General features: G+C 38.9%; 18 protein-coding genes. 10 read left to right on the top strand and 8 right to left on the bottom strand.

The window, feature by feature from the left end:
- Window positions 1–89: 89 nt before the first annotated feature.
- Complete coding sequence (locus tag AC0L7T_RS07985) at window positions 90–1,460, top strand: aldehyde dehydrogenase (RefSeq protein WP_473342016.1); 1,371 nt, start codon at window positions 90–92, stop codon at window positions 1,458–1,460.
- Window positions 1,461–1,555: 95 nt separating this feature from the next.
- On the opposite strand, the gene AC0L7T_RS07980 is transcribed toward AC0L7T_RS07985, so the two are convergent.
- Genes AC0L7T_RS07980 through AC0L7T_RS07970 form a run of 3 tightly spaced genes read right to left on the bottom strand, consistent with a single transcriptional unit; the run spans window position 1,556 to window position 7,020 of the window.
- Window positions 1,556–2,434 carry a YicC/YloC family endoribonuclease gene (locus AC0L7T_RS07980; RefSeq protein WP_473342015.1) on the bottom strand — a complete coding sequence of 293 codons (879 nt, stop codon included), beginning with the start codon at window positions 2,432–2,434 and terminating at the stop codon, window positions 1,556–1,558.
- 17 nt (window positions 2,435–2,451) lie between these two features.
- Window positions 2,452–5,889: a biopolymer transporter Tol gene (locus AC0L7T_RS07975; protein WP_473342014.1), complete on the bottom strand. Its 3,438-nt coding sequence runs from the start codon at window positions 5,887–5,889 to the stop codon at window positions 2,452–2,454.
- A gap of 30 nt (window positions 5,890–5,919) precedes the next feature.
- On the bottom strand, window positions 5,920–7,020 hold the full coding sequence (locus AC0L7T_RS07970; RefSeq protein WP_473342013.1) for an NAD(P)/FAD-dependent oxidoreductase: 1,101 nt from the start codon (window positions 7,018–7,020) through the stop codon (window positions 5,920–5,922).
- 11 nt (window positions 7,021–7,031) lie between these two features.
- Between AC0L7T_RS07970 and AC0L7T_RS07965 the strand changes: the two genes are divergently transcribed.
- The 5 genes from AC0L7T_RS07965 to AC0L7T_RS07945 are packed head-to-tail and all read left to right on the top strand — an operon-like array spanning window position 7,032 to window position 14,115.
- Window positions 7,032–7,685 carry an MBL fold metallo-hydrolase gene (locus AC0L7T_RS07965; protein ID WP_473342012.1) on the top strand — a complete coding sequence of 218 codons (654 nt, stop codon included), beginning with the start codon at window positions 7,032–7,034 and terminating at the stop codon, window positions 7,683–7,685.
- Window positions 7,682–8,386, top strand: coding sequence for a CDP-diacylglycerol--serine O-phosphatidyltransferase (gene pssA, locus AC0L7T_RS07960; RefSeq protein ID WP_473342011.1), 705 nt, complete (start codon window positions 7,682–7,684; stop codon window positions 8,384–8,386). Before AC0L7T_RS07965 ends, pssA begins: the two co-directional genes overlap by 4 nt.
- Window positions 8,370–11,630, top strand: coding sequence for a type IX secretion system sortase PorU (gene porU / locus AC0L7T_RS07955; protein WP_473342010.1), 3,261 nt, complete (start codon window positions 8,370–8,372; stop codon window positions 11,628–11,630). Before pssA ends, porU begins: the two co-directional genes overlap by 17 nt.
- Window positions 11,627–12,841 (top strand): type IX secretion system outer membrane channel protein PorV, encoded by a 1,215-nt coding sequence (gene porV, locus AC0L7T_RS07950; protein WP_473342009.1) that lies wholly within the window; start codon window positions 11,627–11,629, stop codon window positions 12,839–12,841. Before porU ends, porV begins: the two co-directional genes overlap by 4 nt.
- Entirely contained in the window at window positions 12,838–14,115 is a 1,278-nt protein-coding gene (locus tag AC0L7T_RS07945) for a M16 family metallopeptidase (protein WP_473342008.1), read from the top strand. Before porV ends, AC0L7T_RS07945 begins: the two co-directional genes overlap by 4 nt.
- Window positions 14,116–14,124: 9 nt before the next feature.
- On the opposite strand, the gene AC0L7T_RS07940 is transcribed toward AC0L7T_RS07945, so the two are convergent.
- Complete coding sequence (locus tag AC0L7T_RS07940) at window positions 14,125–15,120, bottom strand: glycosyltransferase family 2 protein (protein ID WP_473342007.1); 996 nt, start codon at window positions 15,118–15,120, stop codon at window positions 14,125–14,127.
- 64 nt (window positions 15,121–15,184) lie between these two features.
- On the opposite strand from AC0L7T_RS07940, the gene AC0L7T_RS07935 reads away from it, so the two are divergent.
- Complete coding sequence (locus tag AC0L7T_RS07935; protein ID WP_473342006.1) at window positions 15,185–15,781, top strand: IMPACT family protein; 597 nt, start codon at window positions 15,185–15,187, stop codon at window positions 15,779–15,781.
- Here the strand turns inward: AC0L7T_RS07935 and AC0L7T_RS07930 are convergent.
- Together AC0L7T_RS07930 and nhaC are read right to left on the bottom strand one after the other, a co-directional pair.
- Window positions 15,774–16,376 (bottom strand): 3'-5' exonuclease, encoded by a 603-nt coding sequence (locus tag AC0L7T_RS07930; protein ID WP_473342005.1) that lies wholly within the window; start codon window positions 16,374–16,376, stop codon window positions 15,774–15,776. The genes AC0L7T_RS07935 and AC0L7T_RS07930 overlap by 8 nt on opposite strands.
- Window positions 16,373–17,863, bottom strand: a complete 1,491-nt coding sequence (gene nhaC / locus AC0L7T_RS07925; protein ID WP_473342004.1) for a Na+/H+ antiporter NhaC — start codon at window positions 17,861–17,863, stop codon at window positions 16,373–16,375. The genes AC0L7T_RS07930 and nhaC overlap by 4 nt, the downstream gene beginning before the upstream one ends.
- A gap of 557 nt (window positions 17,864–18,420) precedes the next feature.
- Here nhaC and AC0L7T_RS07920 point away from each other — a divergent pair.
- Window positions 18,421–18,900 carry an Mpo1 family 2-hydroxy fatty acid dioxygenase gene (locus AC0L7T_RS07920; RefSeq protein WP_473342003.1) on the top strand — a complete coding sequence of 160 codons (480 nt, stop codon included), beginning with the start codon at window positions 18,421–18,423 and terminating at the stop codon, window positions 18,898–18,900.
- A 123-nt stretch (window positions 18,901–19,023) separates the two neighbouring features.
- A complete protein-coding gene (locus AC0L7T_RS07915; protein WP_473342002.1) occupies window positions 19,024–21,039 on the top strand; it encodes a monovalent cation:proton antiporter family protein in 2,016 nt (671 codons plus the stop codon).
- An 82-nt stretch (window positions 21,040–21,121) separates the two neighbouring features.
- Here AC0L7T_RS07915 and queA read toward each other — a convergent pair whose 3' ends face one another.
- A complete protein-coding gene (queA, locus tag AC0L7T_RS07910; protein WP_473342001.1) occupies window positions 21,122–22,171 on the bottom strand; it encodes a tRNA preQ1(34) S-adenosylmethionine ribosyltransferase-isomerase QueA in 1,050 nt (349 codons plus the stop codon).
- A gap of 117 nt (window positions 22,172–22,288) precedes the next feature.
- Here queA and AC0L7T_RS07905 point away from each other — a divergent pair, with 117 nt between their 5' ends.
- Window positions 22,289–23,533 (top strand): ABC transporter permease, encoded by a 1,245-nt coding sequence (locus AC0L7T_RS07905; RefSeq protein WP_473342000.1) that lies wholly within the window; start codon window positions 22,289–22,291, stop codon window positions 23,531–23,533.
- A gap of 34 nt (window positions 23,534–23,567) precedes the next feature.
- On the opposite strand, the gene recA is transcribed toward AC0L7T_RS07905, so the two are convergent.
- Complete coding sequence (gene recA / locus AC0L7T_RS07900; protein ID WP_020888899.1) at window positions 23,568–24,617, bottom strand: recombinase RecA; 1,050 nt, start codon at window positions 24,615–24,617, stop codon at window positions 23,568–23,570.
- Window positions 24,618–24,624: the final 7 nt, after the last annotated feature.

Here is a 24,624-nt window from a genome sequence, read left to right as displayed (position 1 = left end):
TAAGGCGCAATGGTGAGTAAAACACTTATTTTTCAAGAATTTGAAAGCTGATAAATGTGAATTAGTAAAATAAGTAAAATCACATAGAAATGGAAATTAGAGACCTTTTTGCACAACAAAACGACTTTTTCAATTCAAATAAAACTAAAAGTGTAAGCTTTAGGATAGAACAATTAAAAAATATTAAAGGCATTCTAAAAGAAAATGAAGGTTTACTTTATAAGGCAATTTATGAAGATTTTGGGAAATCTGAATTTGAAACTTATGCTTCTGAATTATCATTTCTTTATCACGAGATCAATATTTTTATAAAAAACGCAAAAAAGTGGAGTAAACGAAAAAAGGTAGCCACCGGAATGGCCAATTTCCCTGCAAAAAGTTACATTATTCCAGAACCAATGGGAGTTACATTGGTGATTGGCGCCTGGAATTATCCCTATCAACTTTCGCTTCTGCCCGCCATCACATCACTTGCGGCTGGAAATACGGTTATCCTAAAACCAAGCGAACTTCCTTCCAGAACTTCTCAAGTAATGGCAAAAATTATCAATGATAATTTACCAAGCAGCTATTTTCATGTCATAGAAGGTGGTGTAAAAGAAACCACCGAGCTTCTAGAGCATCCCTTTGATAAAATATTTTTTACTGGTAGTATTCCTGTCGGAAGGATAATTTATCAAGCCGCAGCAAAACATTTAACGCCTATCACACTAGAGCTGGGAGGGAAAAGTCCAACATTCGTCCTTGCTGACACGGATATCAAAATGACGGCTAAACGAATCGTCTGGGCAAAGTTCTTAAATGCGGGCCAAACCTGCATTGCCCCAGACTATATTTTAGTAGATCAATCCATAGAGGAGTCTTTTCTAGAAGCCTTGAAAAATGAAATTGAAACTCACTATCAAAACAAGGCAGATATTGAGGAAAATTATTTAAGAATAATAGACACCAAAAATTTTGAGCGCCTCAGTAAATTGATTGAAACAGGTCAGGTTTATTTTGGAGGCAATTTAAATAGAGACAAAAGGTTTATAAGCCCTACAATTCTTCAAAATGTATCCTTCGAGGACGAAGTTATGAAAGATGAAATTTTTGGACCTATCCTCCCTGTTATAACCTTCTCTAACCTTGAAGAAACAATACGGACCGTGAAGGAAAGGCCAAAACCGCTTTCCTGTTATATATATTCGAAAAACAGACAAACCATTAATAAATTATTGAATGAACTCTCTTTTGGTGGTGGGGCTGTAAATGACAGTATAATGCACCTATCCAACAGTAACCTTCCATTTGGAGGAATAGGCTCAAGCGGCATGGGGAGTTATCACGGAAAAGCAGGATTTGATACCTTCACTCACTACAAAAGCATATTAGATAAACCCTTTTGGTTTGAAGGGAATATCAAATATGCTCCTTATACAAAGAAAAAGAAGGCCATCATTAAGTGGTTTTTTGACTAGTTCAACACCAAACTATGAAAGCACAAGAAAGCTTCTAATTGCCTCATGAAATCACTTCTTGAGAAATTTCAGAAACTGCTATTGAATAATTTGGATTAAATGATATTCAGTGCTTGTTCTTTGATTTTCTCCAATTCATCTTTCATATTGATGACATGATGTTGAATGGAAGAATCATTGGCCTTTGACCCTATGGTATTGATCTCTCGACCCATTTCCTGGCTGACAAAACCCATTTTCTTACCTTCAGACTTATTTGACAGTAAGACATCAGCAAAAAGCTTCAAATGGGCTTCTAACCTGACCACCTCTTCGGTAATGTCTAACTTCTCAAAATAATAAATGAGCTCTTGCTCAAATCGGTTTTTATCGAAGTCCTGTTCCTTCACCCATTCCGAAAAATTACCCCTTATTTTCTCAATAAGTCTGTTCTTACGGACGGGAACCAATGTTTTAATGCTTTCCAGGCTTTCCGTAATAATAGACAAGCTCTCCTGAAATTTCTCCATCAACACAGCACCTTCATTGATTCTAAATTGATCGCAGTCTTTTAACGCTTCTTCTAAAACCGGCAAAATAATTTTCCAGGCTTCATTATAATCAGACTTCTCTATATTAATAGTGCTGACTCCTGGAGACTGTAGCGCCAATTTAAAAACATCTATTGTCGAACCTTTTACCATTTCGGCCATGCCCGCATATTTTTCATAATACCTTTGGAAGAGCTCCTCTTGTATTACTATTGGAAGGTCATCTTCTTTTTTGGCACTGAAATCAATAGAAACATTAACTTTCCCTCTTTCTAAAATACCAGAAACTATACTTTTTACTTCTGTCTCCTTTTCTGAAAATTGCTTTGGGGCCCTGTAATTAAGGTCTAAAAACTTAGAATTAAGGGTCTTTACTTCTATTTGAATCGTATAGTCGGAGTCCTCATATACTGCCAGGCCAAAGCCTGTCATTGATTTTATCATTTCAAAAGATTTTGTATCTAAAAATTATAACCCAAAGTTACATAAAATCTCGTTTTCTCAACCGTATAATTTCTTATTGGTCTTGCTGCATCAAACTTCACATAATAATTTAACAATACAGTTCTTAACCCTGCCCCATAACTTTGTAGCCAGGGGTTATTGAAATTGTTGAGTGTTATGACAAATGGCGAACCCTCCGTATTGATTACCTCGGTGTTTTGATCATTTACGCGCTCCCAAGGTGCGGAATCAGACCAAGAAGACCCCGTATCATAAAACCCTACCAATTGAAAATTTCGAATGAAATTAGAAGTTATATTCCCTCGAGAAAGGTAAGAAAATAATGGAATTCTCAATTCTGTGCTAAAGGTTATTACATTATTACCCCTGATTTCATCATAATCAAAACCACGTAAATCCACAAACTCAGCAAAGAGCAAATTGGAATTTTCCACTCCTTGATCATTTCTAATAGGGGAAACTTCTGGTCTATTGGTCGGTGGTTGGTAAAATTTATTAAACAACCAGTTCTGCATTCCTCCAACCAAATATTTTTGAGGATTGCGACCGAAGTAACTGCCAGCATATAATCTAGTGGCCAGAGTAATGTTTTTGTGGATTTTCTGATAATTTCTGAAATCAAGATAAACATTGCTAAAAGACCTTTCACTTCGGTTAAGCCCTTGATAGTGAAGCATGCCTATTTTACCTTTAAACCCCTGTTCCATATACAATCCCAAAAGCCTGGTTTTGTCTATGACCACCTCTGCTCTCCCACCTGCATAATTCACATCCAACCGATTTTGAGGTCCATTGCCACCTCTTATAATTGAATCTGGGTTTAGATTAAAATATTGAGTTTTGGCGATAAAAGGGGCTAAACTCACCCTTGCTCCAGTAGATAATGGATACGAAACACCAATTTCAGTTTTGCTAAGGATGTATTTTTGAAAGGTAAGGTCACCTTCATTTCTTAAAATTGAACGGCGATCAAATCGACCGCTTATGTCCAACTTGTATTTTCTATATTCGTATTCAAAATAAAGGTCACTACCAGATCGAAAATCCAAAGCGGTTAAAACGCCGCCTTTAATAGCGTGATTGTCTAGCAGATCAGTCATCTGACCACTAAGATTCAATCCAAATCCTCTCAATGGATCCACAACGAAAGAGGTATTGAGACTGCTTGTAATAAATTGTGGTACATAGTCTTTTGGACCCTGTACTCGTTTTACCATGTTTTGTTTCCTGAACGCATCCAATATATTGCTCCTTCGGTCTGCAAGACCTGAAGCATCCTCTAATGGCCTAGAAGATTCTTGTCCATAAAGATTTGGTATGGTATCAAAGGAGTAATTGTCCGTATCAAGACCACCCTCTGTTTCAAACCTTAGCCTGTCCACATTTATAGCGGCCGTTATTGGCTTATTTTTGGGAGGGATGCTGTCCAAAGAAGCTCCTGCCCTGTCAGGCAAATTAGTGTCTGCAAGTATTTTAGATTCACCTCCTGATAAAAGCTCTTCCAGGTCTACACCCGATACGCTGGTATCTGCCGGTGTTAGTAGTACATCTTGATTATCGGTTTCCGTATCGAGCACTGGAGACTCACCCGAATTTCCAGCTGATATTTCTTCTTCCTGTCTTTGTATTCTTCTGTTAGAAATCCTTTCGTTTACAAGTTTGGCTTGTTCCAATTGGATTCGGGGAGTGCTTGGGGTAAACTGATCCATATTAGGAAAGTTTTCCAAAACCAGTTTACTCCGACTACCGTCTTTTACGGAATAGGCCCATTTGTTATTTTCCAAGTCATAATCAAAGGATTCAAGACTTTTATTAAATGCAGAAACCTGGCTGGAAACACTACTCCCAAGAGCTAGTCGCATTAAATTGGTGATCCCACTCTGCTCGCTAAGGAATAAAATAGTGGCATTGTTAAGTTTTTTGGGATGCAGGTTAATATGATTCACATTCGTTAATCTGGTTTCTGTAATGGTATCCCCCAGGTTTAATTGAAATAAATTATAGTAATCAGGGAAATTATGAACGTCTATAACACCATTCAACAGGCTATCCGCAAGATCTACCTTATTTGAAGCATAAATTATCGTAGAATCATTCAGGTATATTGGTGTTCTGTTGTCGAATACATCATTGGTAATTCTTTTCCCCTGTCCTCTCATATTTAGGGTGTAAACATCTGTTTTACCATTGATTATCGCAGATAAAATCATGGTACCCCCATTGGGAGAAAAATCGAGATCTAAAATCTGTGTGATGTTTCTTAAAAATATTTTATCTTGACTACTGCCATCGATCGCTCTCATTCTTAGGGTGGTTACACCTCTTTTGAATGTACCTATTACTAAATTAAGGGTATCCCTCCACGCAATAGTAGGCGTACTGTAATCTGCCTCCTGCTCATAAGAAGCATAACCTCCTTTGTATATCACCCTTTCTCTGCCCGAGGATACCTCCCTGATTTTTACTTTAAATTTCCCTTCCACATTCTCAACATAGGCAAGGTTCTTCCCATCAGGACTAAAGCTAATGTCTGTGATCTCACCAAATCGGTTTTTGGGAGTAATATTAATCACATTTTCCTCATTGATATCTTTAAAGTTCTCAAATACTCCAGTGTTGATATCGATGTAAAATTTTCTCCACTCTGTGGTAAAATCTTTAAAGCGTCGTCCGAGGGTATTTGCTATGCTTGTCCCTTCATTTCGATTAATTCTACTTAAGTTTAAAATACTGGAAACATACCTTCTGCCATATTTCTCAACGACATAGTTCCAGATGGATTGCCCCACCAAACCAGCTTCCTCATCTTGAAGCTTGAATAATTTTGGGTTTTCATTGTCCCGCAGATAGTGACGAACAAAATCATCCATTTCTCGACTCCATCCAAAAGCCAGGTATTTGGCCGCTCCATCTATAAACCAATCTGGAAAGTTATTCACAAGGTTGGATTGGAAAGCATCAGAAATGCTCGACCCATATAGCATCTCCTCTATGATTATTTTAGATGTTTTGTATAATAATTCTTTTTTGAAGGACTCCCAGGATCCTGAATAAGCCGCTTCAGCAAGGAGTTTACTAAAGAAAGTTTGCCCATCAACAGTAAAATTATTGGTGTTGAGATTTAAATTACTTTCAAGTAATTCCTGCTTGGAATTGTAAATAAAAATCTTGGGTTTGGTATATGCTACATACCCTATGGACTGGGTTAAGTTATCAAATTCACTTTCTAAGAAATCTATGGCCCTTCTGGCGTTTGTTTGCCCCCCATCATAATAGTACACCTCAAAGTTATTGGAGGTGAAAAAATACCATTCTTTATCTTTATGCTGAACCCTGTTCTTTCCAAATTTCTCCTTATTGAATTGCGCCATTAGCTCCCCGCTAGTGAAGCAAGAGGTAAGGATCCATATTAATAATAAATATTTAAGTCTCATTTACGTGCCTTAGAATTATTAGCCAATGTTTTAAATATACTTAAAAAATCTATTTATGTTCACTTCTTTATGAGGTTCCTCATCGCAAACCAGAAGTTTTACCATCTGTTTACTTAAATGAGGCATTAACGATACTCCCTTCGCTCCAAAACCACCAAACAAGTAAACGTTTTCCTTGCTCGGATGTTTTCCAAGTACCGGAATTCTATCCCTTATGCCAGGCCTTATTCCTACCTGATGGTCAATAATTGAGATCACTTCTCGCTCAATTAACTGTCCTAATTTATCAATAATTTCCATTTTTCCTGCATCCGTTGGACATAAATCGATTTCTGAATTGTTATAGGTAGAACCAACCTTTCCAATTCCCTTGCCCATATCAATTCTAAACACCCCTCTATTTATTATCTCAGAAGAATAGAAATCCTGTTTAACTGTAAGTATTTCCCCTTTCACTGGAATGAAAGGTATCCAGTCGAAAAAAGAATTGTTCCTCGCTTGGATTCCATTAGCAAACACAATCTTCTTGGCAATAATGTCCATCAATTGCCAATGACCATCCTTAGTTTGCACCAAATCTTTTTCGGACATCACACTGGTCGTAAGCAGGTTTCGTTCTTTGAGCCACTCTCCATAGCCATGGACCAATTCCCGGGTGTCAATATAGCCAGTAGATTTGAGCAGTAACCCTCCAAACGGATCCTTTACACCTTGATTTCGTGGTTGGGAAAAAACCTGATCAATATAAGCATTGAACTGAGGATCGGCACTTTTGGCCACCCATTCATTTTGTTCTTGGTAAGAAACAAAGGGGCGGTAAATCCCTACTGGATGTACGAACTTCTTGTGAAGTAAAACCTCCATTTCGTGATAAAACCCTTCTATTTCTTTAAAAAGAACATCAGCTTGCCAGGTTTTCACCAAATTCCTCCCCGTCACTGGATTATACAATCCAGCAGCTATTTTAGAACTGCTATTAGGATCTCCATCATCTATCAGGTGAACACTAAAACCTTTTTGAATAAGCCGATGGGATAAAACCGTACCTGCTAATCCCTGACCAATAAGTAAAAAATCCACTTCCATGCCTAAAATTAAATCATTCTTTGTTATTTTGATGCAGGAATTCAAATCATTTTAAAATGCTGCAGATTAAATCATTTACTTTCAACCCTTTCTCGGAAAATACTTACATCTTATTTGATGAAACAAAAGAAGCACTAATCATTGATCCTGGTTGTTATGAAAAACAAGAAAAAGGAATATTGTATGATTTCATAACCAAAGAACAGCTGAAACCAGTAAAAATCATCAATACCCATTGTCATATAGATCATGTTTTAGGCAATGCCTTTATCAAAAAAACGTATAAAATTCCTCTCTGGTTTCACGCTGAGGAAGAACCAATTATGAAGGCTGTAGGTACCTACGCGCCTAATTATGGGTTTGCCCAATACCAGGAAAGCGAGGTAGATCACTTCTTACAGGAAGGAGAAATAATTAAATTCGGAAATACTGAATTGATGCCAATTTGGGTTCCTGGCCACTCACCAGGACATTTGGTATTGTACAATGATGCCTCCAAAATCTGCATCGGTGGCGACACCTTGTTTCAGGGAAGTATTGGCAGAACAGATCTTCCTGGAGGAGACCATGACACACTTATTAATGCCATAAAGGAAAAACTTTTTAAGCTTCCTGATGATGTAATCGTTTACCCAGGGCATGGACCATCAACGACGATTGGTTATGAAAAGTTAAACAATCCCTTTGTGGGAATAAATGCAGTAAATTGACCATAAAAAAACACATCCCAAATGCACTAACCAGCCTGAATCTACTTTCAGGCATGATCGGAATTCATTTCGTCATGGTAAATGGTCCTTATTATGGCTTCTATTTTATTATAGCAGCGGCCATTTTCGATTTCTTTGATGGCTTTGCAGCCAGAATGTTAAAAGTACAAAGCCCCATTGGTAAGGAGTTAGACTCACTGGCTGATCTTGTCACTTTCGGGGTTTTACCTTCATTTATTATTTTTTTATTATTGGAGTCTGTCAGCACTTCTGACTGGCTTCCCTACATTGCATTTGTGATTGGCATCCAATCTGCCCTAAGGTTGGCCAAATTCAATATTGATGAAAGGCAAGCAGACAGCTTCATTGGCGTACCTACACCTGCCAATGCACTGTTTTTTTCTACCTTGCCCCTATTGGGCTCTTCTGTGATATGGATTGGAAATGGACTGGAAAACCCTTGGCTCCTCGCTGGTTTAACCTTGCTCTTCTCCTACCTCCTTACCGCCGAATTACCACTATTGGCATTAAAATTTAAACACTTTAACTGGAAAGGAAACCAATGGCGTTATCTGGTGCTTATCATCTCAGGGCTTGGTATACTGATCCTGGGCTTTGCTGGAATTCCAATCGCTGTTCTTTCGTATATTTGCCTTTCATTGGTCAATAACTGGATGGACGGTCATGGAGATAAGGGGTAAATTTGTTTTCAAACTCTTGTTTGGCGTATTAGGTAGCTTATACTACTTTACGCCACTCCACGGCCAGCAAATTTATAAATTTCCGGTTTTAGAAGAAGGTATCTACCACCTAAGCCAAGGTCAGGCCACTGACTGGGGTCTTGGAAATCTTGATCAAATCAGCATTTTAGGACATCCCGGCATGCTGAATCAAAAAATTGACAGTAGTATTTTTTATCAAAAGGAAATCCCACAGAAAAAAATAGGAGATAAATTGTATTTTTTTCTTGAAGGAGCTGACCAGGTGCTCATCGAAGATGGTAAAGCCAAAATAAACGGGCACCACTATACGGATACACTTTATTACTTGCTCCAAACCGGAAATCCTTCGGTAAAAAGGGTTTTGTCAGAAGCCAGCTCTCTAGAAGTCGATGAGGACCTCTATCCACCAAAGCAACTCTTCCAAATTTCCATTCATAAATTGGAAGAGGACAACCTATTAAGCTCAGGTAGGAATTGGTACGGTTATCGAACCTTAAACAGAGGCAGCCAAATATTATCCATAAACCAACCTTCCCCAAACTCCGATGGGCCTGTTGCCATTTGGGCCCAAGTGATGGCCAAATCCTATTCAGAAAGTAAATTCACCTTTGCCGCTAATAACCAAGTCATTGGTGAGGCCAGTATCCCTTCCGTCCCTGAAAGCAGGTATGCCATCAATGGAAGTGAAGTAGGCTTTGACTCGAATTTTCCTAAACCTCAAGGAAATAAACCCCAAGAAATAGTCCTCACTTATTCCTCCGATCACGCCAATGGTACCGGCTATTTGAAAAACATCCTTTTAGGCTATCCGTTTTCTTCCTCCCAACTACCTGAGGGAGTTTATTACAATCCTGATGAGAAACCCTACCCATTGGAATCCACTTTTACAGGCTTATGGGATGTTAGTGATTTTTATCAAGTAAAGGATTTGAAAACCAATGGATCTCAAGTAAGTGATTCAAAAAAAATAGTCGTTTTCGACCCGGAAAACACAACTGAAATAACAAGTCCCAAACAAGTAAAACAAAGAATTGACCTGCTTTCTGGACAACCCGAATTCATTATAATCACCTCTGACCTTCTTTACGGTCAGGCAAAAAGACTTTCTGATTTTAAAAACGCATATGGATTGTCCACTGAAGTAGTCTTGACAACCGATATTTATGACAGTTATGGCTATGGTAACCCAGACATTACAAGCATTCGGAATTTTATAGCTGACTATTGGCAAAAAAGCAGCCGCTTAAAAAATGTTTTGTTCTTTGGGAAAGGCAGTTTTGATTACAAACATAAGTTAGGTGGCAGACCTAACTTAGTGCCTACGTACAGCTCCAGAGTTAGCCTAAACCCATTGACCACCTATGGCTCAGATGATTATTTTGGCATTTTGGAGATGGGGGATGGTGAATGGTTGGAAACCCCAGATGGGGATCACATGATGCAAATAGGCATTGGGCGAATCCCTGCCATCAATTCCAGGGAAGCAAAAATAGCAGTAGACAAAATCATCACTTACCAGACTGGAAATCAAGGCAATTGGAAAAAAAACCTTTTATTCGTGGCTGACGATGGCGACAATAATATACATCTGAATGATTCAGAGAAGCATACTGCCTACCTCCACGACCAATCCCCTGAATTTGAACTAAAAAAACTATATCTTGACAACTTCCCTCAGGAACTAACGGACAACCAGCAAACAGCGATAAAAGCCAAAGAAGCATTTAATAAAGAAATAAAAGAGGGACTTTTGCTCCTTAATTATATTGGGCATGGCAGTTGGCTTAACCTAACTTTTGAAGGGCTGTTTAGTGTAAGTGACATTGAAGACTGGCCGATAACCAATCGGTTCCCGGTGATGGTTACTGCCACTTGTGAATTTGGCAGGCACGACAGCCCTTTTATTCGTTCGGGGGCTGAAGAGCTTTTACTTGCAGAGCAGAAAGGGGTAATAGCGATCCTAACTACCGGAAGACCTGTTTTTAGCAGCATTAATTACGAACTAAACAAAGCCTTTATAGAAGTTGCATTTAAGCAGGGAGAGGCATTGACATTGGGGGAGATTTTTAGAGAAACAAAGAACAATAGTCTCAACGGACCACTGAATAGAAATTTCTCCTTGCTTGGTGACCCTTCATTGAAACTGGACCTCCCTTTATACAAAGCCAGCGCAAAGGAGTGGATAGAGCTGGATACTCAAATAAAGACGGATCGCTTAACTGGCCTCAATCGACTTGAATATAAAGGCAAGGTAGAAGACCCATTAACCGGCGCCAATATTACTCAATTTAACGGCAGCTATGAAATAACCATCAGTGCTCCTCCTCAGCAAAAGGAAACACTTGGCGATGAAAGTCCAAAGACCACCTATACTGATTATAACCAACCTTTGTTTCGTGGTACAGGAAGAGTGGATAATGGAAGTTTTTCCGGAGAAGTCTTACTTCCTGATTTAGCAGCCTATTCTAATGGTGAACTTCAAGTCAGCCTTTTTGCCAGCCATGAAGCCTTAAACCTGGAAGCATTTGGTGCTACTAAAATCGCTACAAACTCAAAATCATCTAACATTCTTCCAGAAGAAATTGGACCAAAGATGGAAGTATGGATTGCGGATAGTTTGTTGAGTAAGCAGGTAATTTCATTTAGAAACACACCTGTTTGGGTCCAATTATTTGATGATTCAGGAATTAGGATAAATGATCCAATGGATCTTTCACTTCAGGTAAATGGTGCTGAAACCATATCGCTAACCAGTTATTACACTGCCATAAACGGGAGTTATGATACGGGCAGGATCAAAGCCTGGGCTAATGGTTTAAAGGAAGGAACAAATACACTTGTTTTCACGGCTATTGATCAAATGGGGAATAGTACCCAGCACATTGAAACGGTGGAAGTAATAGGCAGTAACCACCTCAAAATAGAAAACCTATCGGTTTTCCCAAACCCGGCGAGTGATCAGGTCAGCTTTAAAATATCCCACAACCGACAAGGAGAAACCTTGAATCTAAACTTAAGTATATTTTCTTTGCAAGGAACTGAAATATTTTCTTACCAAGGACGTTTTCCAAAAGCTGAACGGTCAATATTAGATATCCAATGGATATTTTTAAACAGTAAGTCCAAGAATCTAATAAAAGGAACTTATCTTTACAATTTAAATCTATATTCTGAAGAGGATGCAACTTCGGATATATTAGCAGGTAAAATTATTATTCAATGAAAGCAATTAAAAAAAGTTTCCCAATTTTTATTTTTTTGTTGGTATTCGGCTCCTTTCAGGTCGTCACCAAAGCGCAAAATGCTGTGGTACTCTCCGGACAAGACCCCAACAGAAGGGTTATAATTACGGCAGTCCCATTTTTGAATTTCGCTCCTGACAGTCGACATTCAGCAATGGGAGATGCAGGGGTAGCTACTTCCCCTGATGCTAACTCAGCACATTGGAATGCTGCGAAGCTAGCGTTCATTGAAGATGACATGGGATTTTCCCTATCTTATTCTCCCTGGCTGGGAAGATTGGTTCCCGATATGTCTCTAAACTATCTTACCGGGTACAAAAGGATTGACGATGTTTCTGCCTTCGGTATTGACCTCAGGTATTTTAATATGGGGGATATTGATTTAACAGATGGTCGGGGAAACTCCCTTGGAGCATTTAGTCCCAGGGATATTGCCATAGGAGGTACCTATTCCAGAAAACTCTCTGACAACCTGTCTTTAGGAATTAGTGCAAGATTTATACATTCCAACTTATCTGGCAACATTAGTTCTTCAGGAGGCAACGAAAGCAGACCTGGAGTATCAGTAGGTACAGATGTTGGGATTTACCACACTTCAGAAATATTGATCTCCGATAAAGAAGGTGTTCTATCTTGGGGGATAAACCTCTCCAATATCGGACCCAAGATCACCTATAATAGTGCTGATGATTTGGATTACCTCCCTACCAATTTTAGAATTGGAACAGCGCTAACAATACCAATGGATGAAAAAAATAACATCACGTTTGCCCTGGATCTAAACAAATTAATGGTACCAAGTCCACCCATTTACAAAGAAGATGAAAATGGACAATTGGTCATCGACCCCAACACTGGTAAACCTGAAATTGAAGCTGGGAAAGACCCTTCAAGACCTTTAATTAGTGGCATTTTTGGTTCATTTGTGGATGCGCCAGACGGATTCAGTGAGGAATTACAGGAATTGATGATATCATTTGGTACAGAATATTCCTATGATGATAAATTCGCACTTAGGGTAGGCTATTTTCATGAAAACGCAAAAAAAGGTGGTAGAAGGTACTTCACTATGGGTGTAGGGTTTAAGTATAACCGTCTTGGATTTGATTTTTCCTACCTTGTCCCGCAGGTTCAAAACCACCCTTTGGCAGAAACACTTAGATTTAGTCTGCAATACAACGTTCAGAAATGAGTATAGACCGAAGTCTTGCACCCCATTATAGTTTCCCTGAAAAAATTCACCTTAACCCTCCTGAAGTAAGGGTTTTGGCCAATGGAACGCCTTTATATTATATTCCATTTCCAAATATAGATGCGGTTAAAATTGAAATAATTTTCACCCTAAAAAATTCAGACAACACACCGTTTAAACCCTTGTTGCCTTACTTTATGCTACACATGCTATTGGAAGGAACAAATTCAATGAGCTCCGAAAAATTGGATGACTTTTTTGATTTCCATGCGTCTGAAGTCGATGTAATTTCGGGCTATGAAAAGCATGGATTAAGCCTGCTTACTACGAAAAAACACCTTTTGGAGGTATTGCCTGTTTTCAGGTCTTTGTTCACAGATGCAACTTTCCCGGAAAAAGAACTTAACAAAAGGAAATCCCAGAAAAAATTAAGTATCAGCATTAAAGAAGAACAAACCTCTTCTCGTGCAAATCAGTTGATCCGAGGAAGCTTATTCGAAAAAGACCATCCTTTCGGTTATCAAGTCACTGAGAAAGATGTAGATGCTATCAATCAAGATGACCTTAGCCGTTATTACCATAATGAATTTTTGATAGCTCCCCAGATTTTCTTAACTGGCCAACTTTCCAACGAGGAGCTGTATCAAATTGAAAGCTCATTCAGTGATTTACCTTTATCCACTGAACAGCTAATCCCACGACCTACTGGTAAAATTATCCCTTCAAAAAAAGTAGAAAACAAACCCGAGGCCTTACAATCCAGCATTAGGATCGCCAAATGGATGGTACCTAAATCTCATCCCGATTATCCTGCATTGTCTGTTCTTAACACCCTTCTAGGTGGCTATTTCGGAAGTAGGCTGATCAAAAACATCAGAGAAGAAAAAGGGTACACTTATGGCATCAACAGCTTCTTAGGGGATTTGAATGGGAATGAATACTGGATGACTGTTGCTGACGTTAAGGGTGGCTATGGTGAAGTGGTAATTCAGGAAGTTTACAATGAAATTGAACGCCTAAAAACGGAACCGGTAGCTGCAGGTGAGCTCGAAATCATCAAGAATTATTTGGCAGGGAGTCTATTGTCAAATTTCAGCAGCCCTTTTGATCAAATGAATCATTTCCAACAGGTACATTTCCAGGGTCTGGATTTTGATTATTACACACGTCTTCTTGAATACATTACTAATTTTGACGGTAAGGACATATTGACCATGGCGAATAAGTATTTCGATCAGAAAGACATGCTTGAAGTCATCGTTGGTGCAGGATAACAACCGAGCTTAATTAAATGACCTATTGCGCCACTTTTCATACAATGGAGAAAGGTCACATTTCACTTTAGCCCATACATAAAAGAGTATGTAGCTGAAATTCGCTGAATAAAGCTTTTTATAAAGTTTCAGCATCCTCAACGCAATATCAAAATTAGCGGATGCTGTAGCGTGTTTTATTTCGTTGAGTAATCTCAGCCGAAGTGCTTCCTTTTCTTGATCTGTGCTGACCATCCCCGCTATCTTTTCACAAACAATAAAAGTAGAAGGTAGCAAATGAGATATTTTTGATTGGTATTGTTGCTGAGACAGAGAATTTTTAATAATTCTTTTATTTACGCCTAAATAATCTCCGTACACGAAAGGGTACCTAGCAGCCATTCTTACCAGAATATCAAAGTCTTCGTAACTCAAATTTTCATCATAACACCCAATCTCTTTAAATGCCTTTACATCCATGACCAGGGTTGGAGAGGGAATGACATATCTCTTGATCACCTCAGCAAAAACATTTCCTTCTACTATTGGCACATTCGCTTTTCCAGAATTATCTGTTGAATAAAAGGATTGGATTTCTCCATTTGGAAAATGCTCTAACGCATTGCAAAAATAAACTTTGGCTTCACTTTGCTGTAAGTGCTTCATTGCAAACTCAAAATGCCTTGCATTAAAAAAATCATCTGCAGCCAAATCCACAAGGAAATCCCCATGTGAATTGGCAAAGGCCTGATTAAAAGATTTACAATAGTTCATGGGTTTGTCATGAAAGATTGATTTTACAGGGATTTTTTTGGCGTTTCTATCCAACCATAAGTTAATTTCTTGCTTTGAATGGTCACTACTGCCGTTATCTATAATGGTAAGTGCTATGGGCCTGTAGGTTTGAGTCAAGACGCTATCCAATGCCTGGGCTACATAATCTCCTTGATTGTAACAAGTGCAGATCACCGTCACAAGAGGCTTTACTTCTTCCCGCAGAGCAGACCAATGTATTGATTCCTTCATCAGATTAATTCTTATGACTAAATTAGCAAATGAATATTGAGATTATTAAACAAAGCCAATAATAATGGAGGATACTTATCGCAGTATTGACAAACCATCGACAGGTATTTATAAGGAGAAAGGGAGTAAGTTTTTATCATTTGCCTATCCGGTAGAAGACGAAGAAGAAATACAGGAGTTGATTCAACAACTCAAAAAGCAGTATTATGATGCCCGTCACCATTGCTATGCATATATACTGGGAAAGGACATGGAAACCTATCGGGCAAATGATGATGGTGAACCATACCACAGCGCAGGAGACCCTATTTTGGGTCAAATCAGGTCTCAGGAATTGACACAGGTATTGATTGTCGTTGTCAGGTATTTCGGCGGCACCAAATTAGGAGTTGGCGGCCTTATACGCGCCTATAAAACTGCTGCCGCTGAGGCTTTATTATCCGCAAACATCATTACAAAAACCGTCATGGTACCTCTTGCTTTTACATTTGAATACCTATCGATGGATGAAATAATGAGAACCATAAAACGATATGACTTAAAGATAATCGCCCAGAAATTTGACAACAATTGCCTCATAAAACTGGAATGTAGAGAAAGTCTGGTAGAAGAGGTCCTTGCAGTACTATCGGATGTTCCTTCAGCCAACCACCTCAAATAGAAAAAATCTCATCCAAATGCCCCTCTTCCTGTAATTTAAGGAAAATCTCCAGACAAGCCCAGGCATCAGTTGCGGCATAAAGCATTTGCTTGGCGGTCAACACAGGTGCTTCCCAATTGGACACTTGCTCAGATTTCGAAATTCTGATCCCCAACACCATAGCGCTAAGGTTTCTTACGCCTACATTCAAGAAGCCTACTCTCTTTAATTCTTCATTCAAATCAAAAAAAGAATCTGGCTCAAAGTTGGGAGCAATTTTTTTCAATGCTTTTAGGTCATCCCGTACCGCAGCACCTACTTTGACGATATTCGAATTCTCCAATATTGCTTTGGCGCTAGGAGGAAAACCGGTATGGTTAAGCCTAATTAGGTAAGCATTCTCTGTAGTAGAAAGCTGAAGTAAAGCTACATCATAACTTACCCCTTTTCTGAACGCTGGTCTGGTTTCGGTATCAAATCCTATGATTTGACTTGCTTTCAAATCTTGCTCCATCTCGCGAAGCCCTGTTTCATCCTCTACCATTATAATATTCCCTGGAAATGCCCCCAAGTCCAATGCATTCACTTCTTCTTTACTTATTTTTAATGGAATCATGCCACAATTTCTTCTTCGTTGATTAATTTCATTTCCTTTTTAGAGTAGTAGGATATTCCCCAATTGAGATAGCCAAACAATATTGTCATTATTGGACTAATTATATTGAAAAAACAATAGGGTGCATAGGTCAGGGTGGCCACTCCAAGGACCGATGCCTGAGTCGCCCCACAAGTATTCCATGGTATTAATACTGAGGTAACAGTTGCACTGTCCTCCAATGTTCTGCTCAAATTTTCACCCTTCAGTCCACGTTTGCGATAAATATCGGCATACATTCTTCCCGGAACCAAAATGGCCAGGTATTGATCTGATGTGGTGATATTAAAAAACAAGCCAGTGCCTGCAGTAGCAGCAATTAGAGATCCTACAGAATTCACCTTACTGATGACAGCTTCTGCTATTACTTTCAGCATACCGCTAACTTCCATAATACCACCAAAAGCCATCGCACATAAAATCAACCATACGGTATAAAGCATGCCTGACATCCCTCCGGTAATCAGTAATTCATTCACTATTTCATTGGATGTGACAATGGAAGTCTCTCCATAAAGTGCCATCATCACGATTTTAAAAGATTGAAGAGAAACACCACCTTCCAGGTTCAAAAGAGTTGCCAGGTTACGGATCACTTCCTGTTGGAAGATCACTGCAAAAACAGCTCCAAGTATAGCTCCGCATAACAGAACGGGAATAGCGGGCACTTTTTTAATGATAAGTAGAAATATGACTACAGGAACAATAAACAGCCAACCATTGATGGCGAATGTATTGGAAATCACAGCAGAGATTTCTTCCACCTGACCGATCGTTCCCTTAGGATTTCCCATCAAACCTATCACACCAAATATTATTAAGGTAATGGTGATCGAAGGAATGGTAGTTTTCATCATATGCTTGATATGGGTAAACAAATCCGTCCCTGCCATGGCAGGTGCAAGGTTAGTGGTGTCTGAAAGGGGCGACATTTTATCACCAAAATAAGCCCCAGAAATGATAGCCCCTCCCACTAAACCTTCACTAAAACCCAGGGCCTTGCCTATACCCAGCAAAGCCACCCCCACGGTAGCCACCGTAGTCCAGCTACTGCCTGTGGCGACAGATACTACGCCACATACAATACATGCCGCCACCAAAAACACCGTAGGGTTTAAAACCTTCAGTCCGTAATAAATCATTGCTGGTACAATTCCGCTTAACATCCAGGTTCCTGCCAGTGCACCTATCAACAGTAAGATAAGGATTGAAGACATGGCTGAAGAAATACTATTGATCATCCCATCTTGGATCACTCCCCACTTTACCTTCAACCTGAAAGCAGCAATAAGCCCAGCTACCGCAGCTGAAATAATCAGTACCAATTGATTTGATCCAGACAAACCCTCCGTCCCAAATACTTTGATATTGATCACCAGAAGAATCATCAAGAAAACAATAGGAAATAATGCCTCCAAAATGGAAGGTCTTTTTGAGGTATTACCCATGTATGTTTGGTATATTCATCATAAAAGTGAAACTCAAATTACGCACAAGTTACACAACAACTTGTCGAAAACATTTTAAATTCAGCCATTAATTGTTAAACCCAGAATATGCCACAATCATTCTATTCCTTTCTTAAACTTCAAAGAAACTATAGTCATTCTACCGCAGGAAGTAATCCTAACAAAACCAGCCACTTCATTTTATTCTTAGAAAACGTCCCGTGACGCTATCCCTTTGTTTCCCAACGGCTAGAATTTATTCATTATTGTAGCATTAATGAAGATGCCAAATTCGATTTAACGACAAATAAGCAAATCCATTATTTAACATTCAACAGCAAGGTTATTCCTTTGTTTTCTTTATTCACAATTAAGCCCGAAGCTTAATCCAGTTTAAAGTTATAAAAATTTATATGTTTTAGCCTTCTAGACCAGATTCACTTTGAAAATTATTAACGAATCAAAAGTCCAAGGATAAAATTTCACTCGCAGAAATTATATGAATATTAGCGATTTTTTTTTAACTTATAAAGACTTTACCCACCAAACACATTAGTATGAGGAAAATAGATGGTCTATTAGAGGAATACGGCATCAGTCATCAAAACCCTACCAATAAAGCCATTCATTGGTTTTGTGTTCCTGCAATCTTTTTTAGCATTGTGGGATTAATCTACAGCATACCTCCAGGACCATTGACTTATCTGGATTTTCTGTTAAGCAACTTCACCAACTGGGCGACTATTACGTTGGTGCTAGTCTTGTTTTATTATTTTGCCCTCTCCCCTCCTTTGGCTTTGGGAATGTTTTTATTTTCATCCATATGCCTGGCATTAGCAAATTTATTGACCTATTATTTGCCATTCCCACTATGGCTTTTTTGTACATTCCTTTTTATTATAGCTTGGGTATTTCAATTTTATGGTCATAAAATTGAAGGCAAAAAACCATCTTTTTTTAAAGATGTCCAATTCTTACTAATTGGTCCCGCATGGTTGATGCATTTCATTTATAAGCGATTGGGTTTAATATATTAATAAAACTAAAACCTCCATTACACCCTGCGTTAAAGGGTCAATTATTTTCAACTCGACTCCTTAGCGTAGAATTCTTTTTATTATAGTATCTTTCTAACCCATTTCTTTTCAATTACCCGTACTATGAACCCTTTTATATTAGCAGTAGCAGAACTACCCTTATTATCCGACATCGTAGTAATCTTTGGGTTAGCCACTTTGGTAATTCTGCTCTTTATGAGACTCAAGCTACCGACCATTATCGGGTACTTACTTACAGGCGCCATTGCCGGACCTTATGGGCTCTCGCTTGTCTATGCTTCTACAGCTGTGGAGGTTTTATCAGAAATCGGGGTAATATTATTGCTATTTGTGATTGGCCTGGAGTTTTCACTAAAAAGCTTGATGGCCATCAAAAAAGCGGTATTTATTGGTGGAAGCCTGCAGGTGACCCTAACCATTGGTGTCACCGCATTGATCAGTTATTTGTTTGGTTTCAGCTGGAACATAGCGGTATTCTTTGGGTTCCTTTTTGCCTTGAGTAGTACCGCCATTGTATTGAAATTATTGCAGGAATCAGGACAGGTCAACACCATTTCAGGACGTACCACACTAGCTATATTGATCTTCCAGGACATCATTATTGTCCCCTTGGTACTGTTCACCCCTATGTTGGCTGGAGAGTCCGACAACGTCCTCCTATCGCTTTTCTACCTGGCGCTTAAGGGAGGCTTGGTAATTGTACTCACCATCATCAGTGCCAAATACCTGATCCCTCAGTTATTGTACAGAGTGGCAAAAACTAAAAATGAAGAACTTTTCCTTTTGAGCATAATAGTAACCTGTTTTGCTGTAGCTTATGTCACCTCATTACTTGGCCTTTCTCTAGGTTTGGGGGCCTTTTTAGCAGGCTTGATTATCAGTGAATCTGAATATAGCCACCATGCTACTGGCAAAATCCTGCCATTCAGGGAAATATTTCTAAGCTTCTTTTTTGTTTCCGTAGGAATGCTTTTTGACATTAGCTTTCTAGCCGAACATTTTTTACTTATTTTGGCTTTGGTCGCACTTACTTTTATTGTAAAATTTATAGTTACTTCAATTGCTGTAAAGTCATTAGGGACTAGTTATAAAGAATCTTTTATCGTGGCTTTCTCCATCTTTCAAGTCGGTGAGTTCTCACTTTTACTTGCCAAAGAAGGGCTGAAATATGAATTACTGGACAATAATACTTACCAATTTTTCCTTGCAATCTCTATTCTGACCATGATCATTACCCCATTCGTACTTAAGCAACGAGAAAACCTCGCATGCAAAGTACTGAACATCCCGATGCCTCAAAAATTTAAGGATAAACTTGAGCAACAAACGAAGGTACCCGAATTGAATCTTGAGAAAGATTTGCTCAATGATCACCTGGTCATCATCGGTTATGGATTGAATGGGAGAAATCTTTCCCGAGCAGCAAAAAGGGCGAAAATCCCTTATGTAATTATTGAAATGAACCCTGAAACTGTAAAAGTAGAGGCAGCAAAAGGTGAACCCATTATCTACGGTGACGCTGCCAATGCTGTAGTCCTTGAGCACGTTCAAATTCACAAGGCAAGGGTGGCTGTTATTGCCATTTCTAACCAACCTGCAACGAGTGGAATAATCGAAAACATCAGGTTGACGTCACAAAGTGTCTTTATCATTGTTAGAACAAGATATGTCAATGAGATTGAATCCATGCTCAACCAAGGTGCTGATGAGGTCATTCCTGAAGAATTTGAAACCTCTATTGAAATTTTCACAAGAGTCTTGTACAAATACCTCGTTCCAAAAGGCGAAATTGATGAATTCACTATAGACGTTAGGCATCATAATTATGAAGTTTTCCGTACCCCTTCTAATGACAATGCAGTTCCAACATTGGACCTACCGGAAATTAATTTTTCAGGTATTAAAATTGAAAAAGACCATGGAGCATTTATAGGTAAATCCATCAAGGACAGTAATTTAAGAGAAAATTCAGGCCTTAATTTGGTTGCCATCAAACGAGATGGGAAAACGGTAACAGAAATTACGGGCCACACGAAAATTAAGCTGGGAGACATCGTCTATGTGGTCGGAAAACCAGAAGCCTTGGAGCTATTTGAAGAAGAAGTTGGGATAAATTAATCCTAATTATACACACAATCAAAAAAGCCCTGTCAATTATAATTGACAGGGCTTTTTTATTTTTTTATAGCAAAAATTGCTACTAGATAATCAGCATGGCATCTCCATAACTGAAAAATTTGTAATTCTCTTTAATCCCTTCCTGGTAAGCCTTCATGATCAAATCATATCCTCCAAATGCCGAGGCAGTCATCAATAGAGTAGACTCAGGCAAATGAAAATTGGTGATCATTGCGTTGGCAATTTTGAATTCGTATGGAGGGATGATAAACTTGTCTGTCCATCCACTACTAGCTTTTAATCGGCCATTGGCTGTAACAGAAGACTCTATGGTTTTTAAAGGAGTGGTTCCTACAGAAACTACCCTTTTCTTTTGGTCTAGGGCCCTGTTAACAAGGTCCACGGTTCCTTGAGGGATGTCATAATTTTCAGAATCCATCTTGTGTTTCGTAAGGTCTTCCACATCTACCTGTCTAAAAGTTCCCAAGCCAATATGCAGAGTAATTGGACTAACCTCAATACCCTTTATTTCAAGGCGTTTCATCAAATGATGGGTAAAATGCAGACCTGCCGTAGGAGCAGCTACTGCACCAACATGCTTTGCAAAGATGGTTTGATACCTTTCTCTGTCCGCATCTACAACATCCCGCTCAATAAAGTCTTTCAATATCGGTGTCTCACCAAGCGTATCTATGGTCTTGTAAAACTCTTCATCCGTTCCATCAAACAAAAAGCGGATAGTTCGGCCCCTGGAAGTAGTATTATCGATTACTTCTGCAACCAAATCACTGTCCCCAAAATAAAGTTTGTTCCCTACCCTGATTTTTCTAGCTGGATCCACCAATACATCCCATAGCCTTAGTTCCTGATTGAGTTCCCTTAACAAAAAGACCTCGATTTTTGCACCAGTTTTCTCTTTATTCCCATAAAGTCTGGCCGGAAATACCTTTGTATTGTTGGTTACAAAAACATCTCCTGTATCAAAATAATCAATGACATCTTTGAAAATTTTATGTTCTATTTTACCTGTATCCTTATGAATAACCATCAATCTGGACTCATCCCTGTTTTCTGGGGGATGAAGGGCAATAAGTTTTTTTGGAATTTCAAACTTGAAATCTGATAACTTCATATATGTATATATTTAGGAAATACCTATTAAACGTAATTATCGTAAAAAATGCAAAGTTAATAAGAATTAAGCCAGATTCTATTTATATTGTCAAATTGTTTTAAATAATATTATAATTTGATCGTATTTAGACTTATTTGGGAGAGCTTTCGCTTTGCAATGGATGCATTGAAGTCTAATTTGACAAGGACTATCCTTTCTCTATTAGGCGTTACGGTTGGTATCTTTGCTATCATTGCTGTTTTTACGCTGGTGGATTCACTAGAAAAGAACATCAAGGACAGTCTTACTTTTCTGGGAAGTAATGTGGTTCGGGTCGATCGATTTCCTTTTGCTGCCGGAGGCCAGGATTACCCTTGGTGGCGATACTTTAGAAGACCTCCGGGAACGTATGCTGAGTTTACTTTTTTAGATGAACGATTAAAAAGCGCTGCAGCGGTTACTATTTCTGCTAACACAAGAACTACCGTAAAAGCAAACAGTAATTCTTATGAGATGGCCAATTTAGATGGGGTCGTATTTAATCACAAAGACGTCTATGATGTTCCTATTGATCAAGGTAGGTTCTTCACCGAAATGGAAATAAATGCCGCAAGAAATGTTGCCATTGTAGGTGTAAAGATAGGAGAAGCCTTGTTTCCAGGACAAAATCCACTAGGGAAATCATTCAAAATTAAAGGTTTAAAATTCACCGTCATTGGCCTTTTTGTAGAAGAAGGAGAAGGATTATTCGACACCCCTTCAAAAGATGAGGCTTTAATCATTCCTTATGGCGCTTTTTCCAAGCTATTCTACGTTGGAAAAAATGGTCGTGAACCTATAATTGCTGCCAAAGGAAAGGATGATGACCCTGGACTGGTGATGTTGGAAAATGAAATGGCAGGACTCCTAAGGGCAAAAAGAGGTCTAAAACCGACAACTGAAAACAATTTCGCTTTAAATAAATCTGAATTTATCCAAGATGCCGTAGGCTCTATCTTTGCGGTCATATCAATTGCTGGAGGGGTAATCGGTGGATTCTCAATCTTAATTGGTGGCTTTGGAATTGCCAATATCATGTTTGTATCGGTAAAAGAACGCACTGGAATTATAGGTATCCAAAAGTCTCTTGGCGCTAAAAATTATTTTATTCTGCTTCAGTTTCTATTCGAAGCTACAGTCTTAAGTCTAATTGGAGGTTTAGCAGGACTTTTAATCGTTTATGCCGCCACTTTTGTCTCTTTGGGCAACTTGGAGATTATACTCACCTTTAAAAATATTGTCCTGGGATTGGTATTGTCTTCTGCTATTGGTATTATTTCTGGAATAATACCTGCCTCACTGGCCGCAAAAATGGATCCGGTAGTTGCTATCAGAATGTGATCACAACTACCAGATTTTTTTATTCTAAATGAATTTATTTTTCAGCCTTGGGCTTTTTACCAGACTTTGCTTTTTCCTTATCCAATTTAAGTATCCCTGCTTTTTCTTTGATCTTAAGTTCTATTTCATCCATAAGCTCAGGATTGTCCAAAAGAAGGTTTTTTACCGCATCTCTTCCCTGGCCTAATTTATTCCCTTCATAGGAAAACCATGACCCTGCTTTCTTAACAATTTCAAATTCAACACCAAGGTCAATAATCTCTCCTACTTTGGAAATACCCTCACCATACATGATGTCAAATTCTACCACTTTAAATGGAGGTGACACTTTGTTCTTGACCACTTTTACCTTGGTCCTATTGCCTAGAATATTGTCTGGACCATCTTTAATTTGGCCTATCCTACGAATATCTAGTCGAACAGAAGCATAAAATTTAAGTGCATTACCACCGGTCGTGGTTTCAGGATTGCCAAACATCACACCGATCTTCTCTCTCAGTTGATTGATAAAAATACACGCACAACCTGTTTTATTGATGGCCCCAGTAAGCTTTCTTAGCGCTTGAGACATTAATCTGGCCTGAAGTCCCATTTTGGAATCTCCCATTTCGCCTTCAAGCTCTCCTCTTGGAACCAAGGCAGCTACAGAATCTATGACAATAATGTCAATGGCTCCGGACCTGATAAGGTGTTCCGTTATTTCTAGTGCCTGTTCTCCACTATCTGGTTGGGAGATTAGCAAATTCTCAGTATCTATCCCCAGTTTTTCCGCATAGGCTTTATCAAAAGCATGTTCTGCATCTATAAAAGCAGCCAATCCGCCTGCTTTTTGCGCCTCAGCGATGCAGTGCATAGACAGTGTAGTTTTTCCGGAAGATTCCGGTCCATAAATCTCTATGACTCTACCTCTGGGTACTCCCCCAATGCCTAGCGCCATGTCCAAACCTAAGGATCCTGTAGAAATAGCAGGCACATCAAGAACCACATTATCGCTTAATTTCATTACAGTCCCTTTGCCGTAAGTTTTCTCCAACTTATCCAGCGTAAGCTGTAGGGCTTTTAATTTTTCAGTATTTACACTCATATTCTCT

The organism is Cyclobacterium sp. 10D3-21, assembly GCF_055809755.1.
This window is presented reverse-complemented; position numbering and strand designations above follow the sequence as displayed.